This is a genomic window from Patiriisocius sp. (assembly GCF_051252435.1).
GTDB lineage: Bacteria > Bacteroidota > Bacteroidia > Flavobacteriales > Flavobacteriaceae > Patiriisocius.
Genome location: NZ_JBPOFW010000003.1, coordinates 407,431 through 421,129, shown reverse-complemented (window position 1 = coordinate 421,129; position 13,699 = coordinate 407,431). Strand labels below are relative to the sequence as shown.

16 protein-coding genes are annotated in these 13,699 nt (G+C 36.6%); 10 read left to right on the top strand and 6 right to left on the bottom strand.

Annotated elements, in window-relative coordinates:
- The first annotated feature begins 14 nt into the window (after positions 1–14).
- Together ACSHW7_RS09405 and ACSHW7_RS09400 are read left to right on the top strand one after the other, a co-directional pair.
- Positions 15–893: a PPK2 family polyphosphate kinase gene (locus ACSHW7_RS09405; protein WP_435679090.1), complete on the top strand. Its 879-nt coding sequence runs from the start codon at positions 15–17 to the stop codon at positions 891–893.
- Positions 894–950: 57 nt separating this feature from the next.
- Positions 951–2,366, top strand: coding sequence for a M20/M25/M40 family metallo-hydrolase (locus ACSHW7_RS09400; RefSeq protein WP_435679089.1), 1,416 nt, complete (start codon positions 951–953; stop codon positions 2,364–2,366).
- A gap of 4 nt (positions 2,367–2,370) precedes the next feature.
- Here ACSHW7_RS09400 and ACSHW7_RS09395 read toward each other — a convergent pair whose 3' ends face one another.
- Positions 2,371–3,189, bottom strand: coding sequence for a DUF1853 family protein (locus ACSHW7_RS09395; RefSeq protein WP_435679088.1), 819 nt, complete (start codon positions 3,187–3,189; stop codon positions 2,371–2,373).
- Positions 3,186–3,641, bottom strand: a complete 456-nt coding sequence (locus ACSHW7_RS09390) for a DUF1801 domain-containing protein (protein WP_435679087.1) — start codon at positions 3,639–3,641, stop codon at positions 3,186–3,188. Before ACSHW7_RS09390 ends, ACSHW7_RS09395 begins: the two co-directional genes overlap by 4 nt.
- Before the next feature lie 151 nt (positions 3,642–3,792).
- Between ACSHW7_RS09390 and ACSHW7_RS09385 the strand changes: the two genes are divergently transcribed.
- The 6 genes from ACSHW7_RS09385 to ACSHW7_RS09360 all read left to right on the top strand — a co-directional run bounded on the left by ACSHW7_RS09385 (position 3,793) and on the right by ACSHW7_RS09360 (position 8,024).
- Positions 3,793–5,184, top strand: coding sequence for an MATE family efflux transporter (locus ACSHW7_RS09385; protein ID WP_435679086.1), 1,392 nt, complete (start codon positions 3,793–3,795; stop codon positions 5,182–5,184).
- Positions 5,185–5,199: 15 nt separating this feature from the next.
- Positions 5,200–5,430, top strand: coding sequence for a hypothetical protein (locus ACSHW7_RS09380; RefSeq protein WP_435679085.1), 231 nt, complete (start codon positions 5,200–5,202; stop codon positions 5,428–5,430).
- On the top strand, positions 5,423–5,995 hold the full coding sequence (locus ACSHW7_RS09375; protein WP_435679084.1) for a phosphatase PAP2 family protein: 573 nt from the start codon (positions 5,423–5,425) through the stop codon (positions 5,993–5,995). Before ACSHW7_RS09380 ends, ACSHW7_RS09375 begins: the two co-directional genes overlap by 8 nt.
- A 306-nt stretch (positions 5,996–6,301) precedes the next feature.
- Positions 6,302–6,745 carry a glycine zipper family protein gene (locus ACSHW7_RS09370; protein WP_435679083.1) on the top strand — a complete coding sequence of 148 codons (444 nt, stop codon included), beginning with the start codon at positions 6,302–6,304 and terminating at the stop codon, positions 6,743–6,745.
- Position 6,746: 1 nt separating this feature from the next.
- On the top strand, positions 6,747–7,373 hold the full coding sequence (locus ACSHW7_RS09365; RefSeq protein WP_435679082.1) for an outer membrane beta-barrel protein: 627 nt from the start codon (positions 6,747–6,749) through the stop codon (positions 7,371–7,373).
- A gap of 3 nt (positions 7,374–7,376) precedes the next feature.
- Positions 7,377–8,024, top strand: a complete 648-nt coding sequence (locus ACSHW7_RS09360) for a hypothetical protein (RefSeq protein ID WP_435679081.1) — start codon at positions 7,377–7,379, stop codon at positions 8,022–8,024.
- Between the two features lie 4 nt (positions 8,025–8,028).
- On the opposite strand, the gene ACSHW7_RS09355 is transcribed toward ACSHW7_RS09360, so the two are convergent.
- Genes ACSHW7_RS09355 through ACSHW7_RS09345 form a run of 3 tightly spaced genes read right to left on the bottom strand, consistent with a single transcriptional unit; the run spans position 8,029 to position 11,001 of the window.
- Complete coding sequence (locus ACSHW7_RS09355; protein WP_435679080.1) at positions 8,029–9,675, bottom strand: ArnT family glycosyltransferase; 1,647 nt, start codon at positions 9,673–9,675, stop codon at positions 8,029–8,031.
- The gene (locus tag ACSHW7_RS09350) at positions 9,653–10,294 is read right to left on the bottom strand and encodes a lipid-A-disaccharide synthase N-terminal domain-containing protein (protein ID WP_435679079.1); all 642 of its coding nucleotides are present in this window, start codon (positions 10,292–10,294) and stop codon (positions 9,653–9,655) included. The genes ACSHW7_RS09355 and ACSHW7_RS09350 overlap by 23 nt, the downstream gene beginning before the upstream one ends.
- Positions 10,291–11,001 carry a glycosyltransferase family 2 protein gene (locus tag ACSHW7_RS09345; protein WP_435679078.1) on the bottom strand — a complete coding sequence of 237 codons (711 nt, stop codon included), beginning with the start codon at positions 10,999–11,001 and terminating at the stop codon, positions 10,291–10,293. Before ACSHW7_RS09345 ends, ACSHW7_RS09350 begins: the two co-directional genes overlap by 4 nt.
- Before the next feature lie 132 nt (positions 11,002–11,133).
- On the opposite strand from ACSHW7_RS09345, the gene ACSHW7_RS09340 reads away from it, so the two are divergent.
- Positions 11,134–12,069: an NAD-dependent epimerase/dehydratase family protein gene (locus tag ACSHW7_RS09340; RefSeq protein ID WP_435679077.1), complete on the top strand. Its 936-nt coding sequence runs from the start codon at positions 11,134–11,136 to the stop codon at positions 12,067–12,069.
- Positions 12,070–12,085: 16 nt separating this feature from the next.
- Here the strand turns inward: ACSHW7_RS09340 and meaB are convergent, their stop codons facing one another.
- Positions 12,086–13,165, bottom strand: a complete 1,080-nt coding sequence (gene meaB, locus ACSHW7_RS09335) for a methylmalonyl Co-A mutase-associated GTPase MeaB (RefSeq protein ID WP_435679076.1) — start codon at positions 13,163–13,165, stop codon at positions 12,086–12,088.
- 90 nt (positions 13,166–13,255) lie between these two features.
- Here meaB and ACSHW7_RS09330 point away from each other — a divergent pair, with 90 nt between their 5' ends.
- Entirely contained in the window at positions 13,256–13,684 is a 429-nt protein-coding gene (locus ACSHW7_RS09330; RefSeq protein ID WP_435679075.1) for an organic hydroperoxide resistance protein, read from the top strand.
- Positions 13,685–13,699: the final 15 nt, after the last annotated feature.

The window sequence follows — 13,699 nt, the reverse complement described above, 5'->3', positions numbered from 1 at the left end:
AACAATAATAATTTATGAAATCCATTGACATTTCAGAATATAAAGTAACCGGAAAAATTAAGATAGAAAAGACTAAAACGTTTGTTGATTTAAATGCTTCTGAAAAGCATATCGAGAATGCACTCGAAGATACACGAGAAAAATTGGGTGAACTGCAAGACACTTTGTACGCCCATGGAAAATACGCCGTGCTGGTTTGTTTGCAAGGGATGGATGCTGCTGGAAAAGACAGTCTAATTCGTGAAGTTTTTAAAGATTTTAATGCAAGAGGTGTTGTCGTCCATAGTTTTAAAGTTCCTACCGAACTCGAGAAAAAGCACGATTATTTATGGAGGCACTACATAGCTTTACCAGCTCGGGGAAAATTTGGAGTTTTTAATAGAACGCATTATGAAAATGTATTGGTAACACGAGTGCATCCCAATTATATTCTGGGTGAAAATTTACCCAATATTGATAGCGTGGATGATATTGACGAAAAATTTTGGGACAAACGTTTTGAACAAATTAATAATTTTGAAAAAACGATTGCAGAAAACGGAACGATTATATTTAAGTTCTTTTTAAATCTTTCAAAAGAAGAGCAAAAACACAGACAATTACGCAGATTGAGAAAGACCAGTAAAAATTGGAAATTTTCAGCAGGTGATTTGGACGAGCGTGATTTGTGGAGTGAGTATATGCGTTGTTACGAGGATATTTTAAACCGTACCTCAAAAGAACACGCTCCTTGGTATATAATTCCATCAGACGATAAACCATCGGCAAGGCTTACCGTAGCAAGTATTATGTTACAAGAATTAAAGAAATACGAAGACATTAAAGAGCCAGAATTAGACGATAAAGTAAAAGCAAGAATTGATGAATTTATCGCTCGATTAGAAGGGGAATAGAATATCACGGCATTATTTTGGTGTAACAGGATTTGCTTACTAATTTAAAATTTCAGAATGAAAAAACATACATATTTACTCAGCATACTTTTACTCATAACAAGTGTGCTGTTTGCTCAAAAAGTAAATAAGGAAGACTCCATTCAACTTAAGAAAATCTATACTGCATCGTTGCTCGATGGTAAAAGTTACGATTGGTTGGATCATCTTTCAAATAAAATAGGAGGTCGACTTTCTGGTTCGGTCAATGCTGAAAAGGCAGTAAAATATACTCAAGCAGAGCTCGAAAAATTGGGCTTGGACAAAGTATGGTTACAACCTGTAATGGTACCAAAATGGGTTCGAGGGCTTAAAGAATACTCTTTTATGGAAACAGGTCCAGGGATTACGAGTATTATGGATATTTGCGCTCTAGGAGGTTCTGTAGCTACACCCAACGCAGGTTTAAAAGCCGAAGTAATTGAAGTCAAAGGACTCGAAGAATTGGCAACCTTGGGAAGAGAAAAAATTGAAGGTAAAATAGTTTTTTATAATCGCCCCATGCAAGCCGATTTAATACAAACCTTTGAAGCGTATGGCGGTTGTGTGGACCAACGATACAGCGGCGCTGCTGAAGCTGCAAAATACGGAGCGGTGGGAATAGTAGTACGTAGCATGAATCTTCGTCAAGATGATTTTCCTCATACTGGAGCCATGAGTTACGGAGATTTGCCCGAAAACCAAAGAATTCCTGCGTGCGCAATAAGCACAAACGGAGCAGATAAATTGAGCAATACATTGCGATTGATTCCTGATTTAAAATTCTACTTTAAACAAAATTGCAAAGTATTTCCAGACGTGGAGTCGTACAATGTTATCGGCGAAATTACCGGAAGCAAATATCCCAATAAATTTATGATTGTTGGTGGGCATTTAGACTCTTGGGATTTGGGAGATGGCTCGCATGATGATGGCGCAGGCGTAGTACAATCAATGGATGTATTGCGTTTATTAAAGGAAACCGGTTACAAACCTGAGCACAGTATTAGAGTGGTTTTATTTATGAACGAAGAAAATGGATTGCGCGGAGGTCGCGAGTATGCAACCCAAGCGAATCTCAAAAAAGAGAACCATGTTTTTGCTTTGGAAAGTGATAGTGGAGGTTTCACCCCACGTGGATTTTCATTTGATTGCGATGATGCAAATTTTGCTCAAGTGCAAAGCTGGGAAGCGTTATTCAAGCCTTATTTAATTCATTATTTTGAAAAAGGTGGCAGCGGTGCAGACATTGGTCCATTGAAAAAGGAAGGAATGGTGCTCGCAGGTTTACGCCCAGATTCGCAACGCTATTTTGATTATCACCATGCAGAAAACGACACGTTTGAAGCGGTGAATAAAAGAGAACTTGAACTCGGTGCGGCAACCATGACGAGTTTAATTTATTTGATGGATAAATACGGAATTAAAAATTCCACAGCGCAGGTTAAAAACTAATTGGCTATAAAACATTCCACCAAACCACAAAGAATTTTGAAATTTGAGCGCCCTGTTTTTTATAAACTTGCGGCGCTCTTCTATTTTTAATTTCTTCTGAAATTTTAATTTCAATAGCACCGGGTGTCAACCATTGTACAATTTCCGAAGGTGGTAAAAGCCATTCTTTTTTTGAGGGCATCGCGTAGTAATATTCTTCGTCTAGAATTAAATCTTCAAAATGAATCCAAGTGCCCACAACGCATTTTTGATATTCCAAAGGAAGTTTTAAAACATCAAATCCCTGCGGAATGTAAAAAGACGAAGTAATGTAATACTGTTGAATAATTTCAGAAACCTTTATTCCCAAACCATTTAAAATATTTGAAGTAAATGAATTATAGAGCAACGGAAATTGTTTCTCTTTCAACTTATTTATTTTATCGAGCAAGGTATCTTTTCTGTTGGAGCCAATCCATTTTCCTTCAAAAATTTCATTATTTGAATCGTCAAAAAGATAAAATTTGCAAGCCAGTTCAATATGAATGAATTCGCGGGTAATTACATTTTTAACAATATAATCAAGTTCGCCAATGGTTTGTGTTTCTCCATTAATTTGAGCATTCGCTGCGAGTAATTCAAATGGTTTGCATTGTTTCAGCAGTAGTTCGAAAATAAATTCTGCTTGTTTTCCTAAAATGGTGTCCGGTAGTTCCACCCCAGAAATTTCCGAAGTCAAATCAGCAATCATCTTCTTTGAAAAAGAAAAGGGTTTATATGGAAACGTTGCAGAAAATAAATCGACTACAGGAATTTCTAAAAAATGGGCGATGGTGCGGCTCATTTTTTTAAAACGCTTTCGTATTGCGCAATCCAATCGTCTGGCGTCATTTTACTTACTAGTTCCCCAATGAGTTCAAAAGGAATTCGGCTTTCGTTTTTAAAACGGATGCAACTTTTTCCCATATCAAGCTTAGTTTTTATCACCTTGCCGTGCTCTTCCACAAACCAATTATATAATTTAGGGTCGCTGTAAATCCCACTATGATAGAGATTAATGCTATTTTTTTGAGATGCGAGATTTATAAATGGTAACGGCAGTTCTGGGTTGCAGTGATATCCTTCCGGGTATTTTGAGTGAGGCACCACATAGCCCAAAATGCCATAATTCATGCACTCTTCAAAACCTTTGGGAAGATTTTTGAGGATAACATTCCGCAGTTTTGAGACTATTTCTTTACGGTCCTCGGGAAGTTCTTCAATGTATTGTTGGGGAGTTGTGGCAGTTGATTGCATGGGTTTAGTTTTACTTCGGAAATGTGGAGAAAATTATAAGATTTCAAGGTACTAAAATTGTCTTCAATGATAAAACCATCTATTAGAAATATGAGATTTAATTCAGTAACTAAACCCCACTTTCTCTACATTTGTGCAAAAAATATCCAATTTGAATTTAAGCCAATACACCAAAGAGTTTTCATACAATACCAAGCTAGCTATGCCAGTCATTCTAGGCATGTTGGGGCATACGGTTGTGGCACTTGTGGATAATATTATGGTAGGACAATTGGGTACTGCAGAACTTGCTGCGGTCTCTTTGGGGAATAGTTTTATGTTTATTGCTATGTCTTTAGGAATCGGTTTTTCAACTGCTATTACGCCATTAGTTGCAGAAGCAGATGCCGAAGGTAATTTTGAAAAAGGAAAATCTTCGTTTAAGCACGGATTGTTTTTGTGTATCGTATTGAGCATTGTGCTTGCCGCCACCGTGTTTGTTGCAAGACCAGTAATGTATATAATGAAACAACCTGCTGAGGTGGTTGAACTAGCGATGCCGTATTTAACATTTGTAACCATTTCGTTGATTCCTTTGATTATTTTTCAAGCTTTTAAACAATTTAGCGATGGGATGTCATTGACTCGGTATCCTATGTACGCTACTATTTTGGCAAATTTGGTCAATGTACTATTAAATTATATGTTCATTTTTGGAAAATGGGGCGCACCAGAATTAGGCGTAGTTGGAGCAGCCATTGGTACACTCGTATCTCGTGTTATTATGGTACTATATTTATGGTATTTATTATATAAAAAGGAAAAATCAAGACCATTTGTAATAGGTATAAAATTGTTCACGCTTTCAAAATCCATGCTGAAAAAAGTTGTCAATTTAGGATTTCCCTCTGCATTGCAAATGTTCTTTGAAGTAGCGATTTTTACGGCGGCGATTTGGTTATCGGGAATCTTGGGGAAAAATCCGCAGGCGGCAAATCAGATTGCGCTCAATTTATCTTCAATGACTTTTATGGTTGCGATGGGCTTTAGTGTTGTTGCGATGATACGGGTTGGAAATCAAAAGGGGTTAAAAAGGTTTGAGGATTTGCGTCGCATTGCATTTTCAATTTTCTTATTGTCCTTACTATGTGCCGTTGGTTTTGCAATTATGTTTTTACTGTGTAGAACAGCGTTTCCTAAAATGTATCTAGATTATGATAATGCCTTGGAATTTCAGAATAATGCTGAGGTGGTAAAAATTGCCGCGCAGTTGTTATTGGTTTCGGCAGTTTTTCAAATAAGCGATACCATTCAAGTAGTTGCCCTGGGAGCCTTACGTGGCATGCAAGACGTAAAAATACCCACGGTCATCACATTTATTGCTTATTGGGCAGTGGGCTTTCCAATCATGTACTATTTAGGATTGTTCACAGAGTATGGCAGTACAGGAATTTGGATAGGGTTGTTGGCTGGATTGACAGTTTCTGGCGTGCTCTTATTTATAAGATTTAATTATCTTTCGAAACGATTGATCCCCAAACAAACCGAAATAATAAATCATTAATTTCAAAGTAAGCAAATGGAATTCCCAAAATACCTTTTAGGCGATAACAGCGATTATCCCACCGCAATTTTTGTAATTCATACTGAGTTTCCAAGATTTATCATCAACCTTGAAAATGATGAGGTTGAATGGCTCGAAGAGTTTGATCAACACGACCAAAAAGAACTGGAAGCCGAAACTGAAAACTACATAAAAGAAGCAACAGAATTCTACGATAGAGAAATAGAGCGCTACGAAGATGATTGATTTCTTACTGCAATACGACGAGCAGCTTTTTTTGTTTCTCAATAATCTGGGGAATACAAATTGGGACGGATTTTGGAAAATCGTGACCGAAAAATGGTCGTCCATCCCTTTGTATGTCGTTTTGTTGTATTTGGTTTTTAAAAAATTTGGATTGCGTTCCACCATTATTATAATCGTGTGTGCTGCAGTTATGATAACTGCTAGTGACCAACTCGCCAGTTTATTTAAGTACATTCTTTTTAAAAGACCAAGACCGTGTAGGGTAGAAGCTCTGCAAAACCAAATGCGTTTTATAGCAGATGGTTGTGGCCGTTATGGTTACTTTTCTGCTCACGCAGCAAGTACAATGGCAGCGGCAGTATTTTTGGGCTTGTTGCTAAAACCTTATTACAAATATCTCCCATTTATCTTATTATTTTGGGCAGCCGTTGTGGCATATAGCCGTATTTATTTGGGAGTACACTATCCGTTGGATATTGTTACGGGGATGTTTTTTGGAGGGATTATCGGGCTATTGATTTATAGATTAAATCGCTGGGTGCAAGTGAGGTTAGTTCAAGAATAACTATACTTTTAAAAATATAGAAAAAGGGAAATACCCTTATTAAAAAAGGGTGTTTTCCCCCTGTTTTGATATCAATCTTTATATTATATTTATCGCTATAAACTTTAAACATTTTAAATTATAAAAACTACTTTAAGCTATTTTTTTATTTTTCTAACTTTTTTCTCATCATTTTTATCATGTACTTCAGATAGAGTAGAAACTCCTCAAAGTGAGAAGCTAAATTTTAATATTAAAAAAGATTCAGAAAAAATCGTTAATTCAATTTCATTAATTGAAGCCGATATATCTAAAGGCAAATCTCCATTGCCCACTAATATTGATCAAGGCACTTTAGATTACTATGCTGGTATTGTAGGTCTCGATCCAGGTAGTGTTTCACTTGAACTAGTAAACGAGGTTCTAAATGGTATTTTTATTACAAACGATGAAGGGTTCTCGGTATTGATGGATCAATATAATTATGATAACGCAACAAAACAAATCATGCTTGATATAGTGAACAATGGTTGGGTTGAAGAAATAGAGACAACTAACGGTTTTCAAGAATTGGATAGTTCTGATCAAGAATTTATATTATTAGCAAATACAGTTTCAATGGATTTAAATCCTGAGAGAAACCCGAATCCTGGAACAGCTGTTGGAGCAATGGTTGGTATAATTGCAGGTGGAGCTTGTTGTGGTCCTATTGGGGCAGTAATTGGTGCAATTGTTGGCGGAATTGCTGGAAGCGGTGTTAGCGATGATTAATATGAAAACAAGTAATTTTTTAATGATATTACTGCTATTTATTTGTATTAATATCTACGGCCAAGAGAAGAATGAAAATAAGAGTGAACCTAAAATTTTCACTAAAGCATTATTCGGTATAGGTGAGATAGAATTGGAAAATAATTATAAACTAAATGCCAATTTTAGTGGAGGTTCTATTGGTGTAGAATTTACAGCGACAGAGTTCTTTTTAATTTCATTGGAATTCGAATACTTAAGAGGTAAAGCTGATTATTTTGATTTAGATGGTAAATTTATACACCTGTCAAATAATTATATACAATTACCAGTAAGTGTGGGAGTAAATCAAAATGTATCTGAGAATACAGCTATTTATGGAAAAATAGGGTTTGTTTTTTCATATTTGTATAAATCCAAAAGCGAAAATTTAAAAATTGATTTAGATAATTCGATAGATAACTTAGGTATAAATTTTGCCGTTGTCGCTGCTGCGGGTATTCGTCAAAAAATAAATGATGATTTTAATTTATCTCTAGGTTTAAGAACTCAGGCAGACACTTTTTCAATTTCAAATGGGAACAGTAGTAACATTTGGTCAATTAACGAATTATATGCATTTGAATTAGGAATTGATTATAAATTTTAAAAAATGATTTTCTCTATCGAAACTCAATTTAAATTAAGATGGCTAATTTTAGCCATCTTAATCTTTTCTTGTGGTGAGAAAAAAATTGTAAGTGAGGATTTACTAAATAGTGACGAAGTTTATTTAATATATAGAGGCACAAAAACAAAAGAGGGTATAGTAGCAAAAAATTTCAATTTGTATACAAAAAAACCTTCTCATGTAGGAGTTGCTATATTCAATGAAAGTCATTGGGAAATATTTCACGTAGTAAATAACAATAAAAATATTAGCGCGTTAAAAATAGATAGTTTTAAAGATTTTTATATGAAAGAATCAATTAATGTAGACTATTTTTCTGGATATAAAATTTCTAATCTTTCTGATTTTGAGAAAGAAGAACTAAAGTCTGAACTAGAACTTTTGAATAAAGAATTTATTTATTTTGACCTTACTTTTTCAGAAAATGGCAATAACAGATTATACTGTTCGGAAATGATTGTCAATATTTTCAAAAAGATTAATTCGGAAAAGTTTAGATTCAACTCAAATAAAATAAAACTGAATCAATTTCAATCGAGTTACTTAGGCAAAGATTCATTAAGTTATTATCCTGTGGATATTTTTTTAAATAGTTTAAATCTTGAAAAAATTTTTGAGCATAATCTTTAAAAAATCATTCAGCCACACGAACCACATAAAAATCCCGCCACAATCTAGTCTTATGCTGCCTATTACCAGGAGGCTGCGGATTCATGTCATAACGCGCTATTTTTTCTACTCGGAAATTTCCACCACTCATAAACGTTTCTTCAAATTGCTCTCGTTCATGTTCGGCAATGAGCACACCAAATATTTGTTCATTTGGGATGACAATCTTCTCGTCGTTATGCATTACAGGAATATTTCCTCCAAAATCCCAAATCATCTCAGGTGTAAAAAACGTGAATTCATAGATAGGCAGGTTGTCATTTTCAACTTGCCATTCCCTTAAATCACTCATTGGTTTGTAGTCTGGATTGCTCAAAAGAGATTTTGCAATGGGCATTCCAAAACACGTAATACTCGCAATAAATACAATGGTCAAAAAGAAAACGGGACGTATTTTTTTGGACTTTAGGTTTTTGAAAATAAAGAATCCAATCAAAAATAAAGAGATGGAAAGCGCCACAAACCAAAACCATTTTCCGTCGAGCGAATCTTTCAAATAAATAAATCCAGCGATCGGGAATGCAACTCCAATTAGGGCAATCAATCCAAAATTAAAATACACGGGTATCGTTTCTCTTTTGTCTGAAATTTCAGAAAAACGTCTAAAAAGATATTCAATATAAAATCCGCAATTCAATGCCAATGGAATCAATACCGGAAGCAGGTATCTTGATTTCTTTTCAGGAATTATCGACAGTAAAACAACCGAAGCCATCGTCCACAAAAAGGTAAATAAATACGCTTTTTTGTCAAATACTCTGTTTTTTAAATAGGGGTATAGCAGACTTATAAATGCTGGGATTGTCCAGATTCCACTTTGTGTAAAAAAGCTCCAATAGTAATAAAAAGGGCGCACGTTATAACTCGTCCAATTGCCCGTTTCTTTATTTGTAATTGCGAGGACGGTTTCTGGGTCTTTGATATATGTATAGTAATGCCACCAGCCCGAGAGTGCCAAAGCGATGATTAAAAATAACACTATTGGAATGACGCGAGACTTCAGATTTCGGAATTTATACGTAAATCCAAACGCGATTAAAAATGGTAAAAACAAGGCATATAAAGAGACGGGGCCTTTGCTCATAAAGGAACAGCCAAAAAATACTGCTGCAATTAATACGTGTTGATATTTTTTAGTTTCCGATGTGAAAAATAAGAAAAGTTGATAGATGGTTACTATCATAAATCCATGTGTGAAGATATCCCATTGCCCGTTTCGGCCAGAAAAAACAATATAAAATGAAGTTGCTAAAATTAGTGCGCTTACAAACGAATACGTTTTATGTGCCGTAAATTTTAAAGCTAATTTATAGGAAGTCAGTACTAAAACCAGCGTAATCAAAGCCGCCGGAAGTCGCATGGTAAACAAGTTTTTTAACCCAAAAATTGCCGCTGAAAACGCTGTAAGCCACGTGGGTAAAGGAGGTTTTTCGTAACGTGGTTGGCCGTTGAGCGTCGTTAGCAACCAATTGTTATCCTGCAACATTTCTCGTGCCGAAGCAAAGTTGCGCGCTTCCATTATATTCACCCAAATTGCATCTAGATTGACAAAAAAGATGGCGATGCACGCGATAACGAGTAAGAAGATGTTATTCTTTTTCAGTTGCTCCATGGAGTTGTTTTTTCCAAATAAAAATATTACGAATGTAAATGATAAGTCCCGCGCAGTGACCCACAAATAAAACGGGGTCGTGGCGTAAAATGGCGTACGTTAAAATAAGTGCGGCACCTACAACACTCATGCGCCAAAATCCAACGGGCAACTCAGACGACTTATGTTTTTCGCTGTACATCCATTGATAGATAAAACGGAGTGTAAATATAATCTGTGCTACAATCCCTAAAATTAACAGCCATAGTGGAATAGCATTATTTCTGAATAATTTTTCTACATCATATTCACCGTTATTGTAGCCATAAATAACAATGATGATTGGAAAAATGAGGAGGAAAATTTGGAGTATTTTATTTGCTTTTTTCCATTCGCCCTGCAATTGTAAATTCCGGATATAAATATAATAAGTGAGTGCTTGTCCCAGCATTATCGCGAAGTCATCACGCAAATAACCGTACACAAATAGCAGAAAAGAGGCGAGTAAACTAAGCTTCCAAAACAACGAAGGCGTGACAATTTTTTTGCTCTTTTCAGAAAGCATCCATTGCACCAATAATCTTCCCGAGAACAGTAATTGCGCTACAAAACCTATGGTATATATAATCCAACTACTCATCCTTTACTTTCAATCGTGTAGTTAATGTATTTTTTCTTCATCCATAAATAAGCAAAACAGTCCATTAATGGCCCTAAAAGGCGATTCCAAACTCCAAATTTTGCCGTACCCGCCACACGCGGAAAATGTTGTACGGGTACTTGTAATACTTTTCCGTTTTGTAGTAAAATCATCGCGGGTAAAAAACGGTGTAAGCCTTTAAACATTGGGATGCGTTTTGCATAATCGGTTTTGATTACTTTTAAGGGGCAGCCCGTATCGTCCATCCCGTCATCAGTAAATGCGCGACGAATTCCGTTGGCGATTTTTGAGGACATATTTTTCACAAAAGAGTCTTTTCTATTTGAACGTACACCAGTTACTAAATCATACTCATTACTGTGTTCCAGTAACAAATTAAAGTCTGCTGGAGCCGTTTGCAAATCGCTATCTATATATCCCAAAAGCTCCGTATCTACTGCATCAAAGCCAGCTTTGATAGCCGCACTCAATCCTCTGTTTTCTTTAAAATTAAGGAAATTGAAAGCTTCATTACGAGCGCAAATAGCTTTAATCATGGCTTGACTATTATCCTTTGAGCCATCGTTTACGAAGAGGATTTTCGTCTTTTTTGTAGCGATTTGAATGTACGCTAGCAGCTCTTTTTCAACACGTTCAAGATTATCTTCTTCGTTATATACGGGAACAATAATGGTAAATTGGTACATAAAATAGTGGCGGTTAATTCTGCAAAAGTATTCCTTTTTTAAATAATGCGACCCATTTAAAAGCCTACGGATAAAAAAGATGTTATTTTTACAGCTTACGCGAAAATGTTAATCATTCAACCCCTTCTGTAAATGAGAATATTAGTAACAGGTGCTGCCGGATTTATAGGTTCCCACACTGCCGAAAGGTTAGCAAAACTGGGTCATACCGTTTTTGGGATTGATAATTTTTCGGTGTATTATGACATTGCTTTAAAATTAAAAAATACCGAAAGCATAAAGAAAGCAGGGGTTACCTTTATAGAAGGAGATTTAAGGGTAGAACATTTGAAAACCTTATTTCCGAAGAACTTAGATTATATCTTCCATTTTGCGGCACATCCGGGAATCTCTGCTACGAGTTCTTTTGATGATTATTTGAGCAATAATATTCTTGCGACGCAGCGTGTTATGGACGCGGTGGAAACGTTAGAAAACCCTCCCTTTATCGTAAATATTGCAACGTCATCCATATACGGATTGGAAGCCACCCTCACCGAAGATGAGGCGCCACTGCCCGCATCTTGGTACGGAGTAACAAAACTTGCTGCCGAACAATTAGTGCTCGCCTATGCTCGTCGCGAAATAGTCAAGGGTTGTTCCTTGCGACTGTATTCTGTGTATGGACCACGCGAACGCCCTGATAAATTGTACACACGATTAATCGATTGCGGGTTGAACAATAAGCCGTTCCCGTTATTTGAAGGAAGCGAAAAACACCTACGCAGTTTTACGTATGTGCAGGATATAGTGGACGGTATTGTAAGTGTGATTGGAAAAGAAAAAGTAACCAATGGAGAAATCTTTAACCTTGGTACCGAAGAAGAAAACACCACAGCCACAGGAATTGAAATTGTAGAAAAACTACTCAACACTAAAATAGCGGTTGACAAAAAACCCGCCCGTCCAGGTGACCAATCACGCACAAAAGCGAATATAGATAAAGCAAGAAAATTATTGAATTACAACCCAAATACCTCAATGGAAGAAGGTTTGCAGGCACAGATTAAGTGGTTTGAGGGGTTGTAGTTTTTTTTGGTTCATTCTAAAGCATCCCCAACAAAACATCAGCGGCTTCAAAGGGAGTAGTTTCATTCGCTTCAATTTTTTCTAGCTGAAATTTTAATTCGTTTTTAATTTCAGCATTGTTGTAAAAATCACTTTTCAATCTACTCTCAACGGTTTGAAGTAACCAGAATTTTTGTTGCTCCACGCGTTTTTTTTGAAAGTGTCCGGCTTGTTTCATTTCAGCAATAAAATCTGAAATCATTTTTGAAACTTCACTAATGCCTTCGTTGTTAAGAGCGCTACACGTAAGGGTTTTTGCTGTCCATCCATTTGCTTTGGGCGGGTAGAGGTGGAGTGCACGGTTAAATTCGGTTTTTGCTAGTTTGGCTGCTTTTACGTTTTCGCCATCGGCTTTATTAATGACAATGGCATCCGCCATTTCTATAATTCCGCGTTTTATTCCTTGGAGTTCGTCGCCAGCTCCAGCAAGTTTCAGCAGTAGAAAAAAGTCGGTCATTGAGTGTACCACGGTTTCACTTTGTCCCACGCCAACGGTTTCAATGATAATGTGTGTGTAGCCAGCAGCTTCGCATAGAATGATAGCTTCGCGGGTTTTACGAGCAACACCACCCAAGGAATCGCCACTTGAAGAAGGTCTAATAAATGCGTTACTTTCTTTGACTAGAGAATCCATTCGGGTTTTATCGCCTAGAATACTTCCTTTGCTCACAGAGCTGCTTGGGTCAACGGCAAGTACAGCGACTTTATTTCCGTTTTGCGTGAGAGACAATCCAAATTGCTCAATAAATGTGCTCTTTCCAACGCCGGGCACGCCTGTAATGCCAATGCGAATAGATTGGTTTGCGTGCGGGAGACATTGTTTGATAAGTTGTTTTGCTTGGCTTTGGTGTTTGAGAGCGGTACTTTCAATAGTAGTGATGGCACGGCTCAATGCCGTTTTATCGCCATTGATGATACCTTTTACTAACGCATCTACAGACTGCTTTTTCTTACGCTGAATTTTTAATTTTTCGGCGGCAGATTGACTCAACGTTGTAGGTTGTTCAACACCTTGTTTTTCATTCAATGCACTTGTATTTTTCTCTTTTTCGCTCACAATTCGAATTTATGAATATTTTATGAATCTAGGTTTTAAAATAAGTGGTTTGCGCAGTATCTTGTTTCCTTTAACATAAATATTAGAATCATGAAAAAATTATATGATGCAACTTCAACAGCAGTGGGAGGAAGAAATGGACATGTAAAGAGCGAAGATGGCCCTATAGATTTAAATTTATCAGTACCCAAAGGAATGGGTGGCGATGGTGGCGACGGTACAAATCCTGAGCAGCTTTTTGGTAGTGCTTATGCGGCGTGTTTTGGAGGTGCTTTAGGTTTAATCGCCTCAAAACATAATGTAGAATTGGATGGCGAAATTGAAGTTTCGGCAACCATAAGTATTGGTAAAACAAAAGATGGAGATTTACAGTTAGCAGCTATTCTTGATTGCGTATTGCCAGGAGTTGATACTAAAAAAGGCGAGGAGTTGATCAATGAAGCGCACGAAGTTTGTCCGTTTTCAAGAGCGACGCGTGACAATATTAATGTGACTCTCAATATGATGGTGTTGGAATAGTACGCGCTTCTTTTT

Excerpts from the sequence above, each read along its gene's own strand:
- ACSHW7_RS09345 (WP_435679078.1), bottom strand. The coding sequence starts at position 11,001 with ATGTACCAATTTACCATTATTGTTCCCGTATATAACGAAGAAGATAAT.
- ACSHW7_RS09400 (WP_435679089.1), top strand. The coding sequence starts at position 951 with ATGAAAAAACATACATATTTACTCAGCATACTTTTACTCATAACAAGT.
- ACSHW7_RS09365 (WP_435679082.1), top strand. The coding sequence starts at position 6,747 with ATGAAAACAAGTAATTTTTTAATGATATTACTGCTATTTATTTGTATT.
- ACSHW7_RS09330 (WP_435679075.1), top strand. The coding sequence starts at position 13,256 with ATGAAAAAATTATATGATGCAACTTCAACAGCAGTGGGAGGAAGAAAT.
- ACSHW7_RS09355 (WP_435679080.1), bottom strand. The coding sequence starts at position 9,675 with ATGGAGCAACTGAAAAAGAATAACATCTTCTTACTCGTTATCGCGTGC.
- ACSHW7_RS09395 (WP_435679088.1), bottom strand. The coding sequence starts at position 3,189 with ATGAGCCGCACCATCGCCCATTTTTTAGAAATTCCTGTAGTCGATTTA.
- ACSHW7_RS09380 (WP_435679085.1), top strand. The coding sequence starts at position 5,200 with ATGGAATTCCCAAAATACCTTTTAGGCGATAACAGCGATTATCCCACC.
- ACSHW7_RS09405 (WP_435679090.1), top strand. The coding sequence starts at position 15 with ATGAAATCCATTGACATTTCAGAATATAAAGTAACCGGAAAAATTAAG.
- ACSHW7_RS09390 (WP_435679087.1), bottom strand. The coding sequence starts at position 3,641 with ATGCAATCAACTGCCACAACTCCCCAACAATACATTGAAGAACTTCCC.
- ACSHW7_RS09375 (WP_435679084.1), top strand. The coding sequence starts at position 5,423 with ATGATTGATTTCTTACTGCAATACGACGAGCAGCTTTTTTTGTTTCTC.
- ACSHW7_RS09360 (WP_435679081.1), top strand. The coding sequence starts at position 7,377 with ATGATTTTCTCTATCGAAACTCAATTTAAATTAAGATGGCTAATTTTA.
- ACSHW7_RS09350 (WP_435679079.1), bottom strand. The coding sequence starts at position 10,294 with ATGAGTAGTTGGATTATATATACCATAGGTTTTGTAGCGCAATTACTG.
- ACSHW7_RS09340 (WP_435679077.1), top strand. The coding sequence starts at position 11,134 with ATGAGAATATTAGTAACAGGTGCTGCCGGATTTATAGGTTCCCACACT.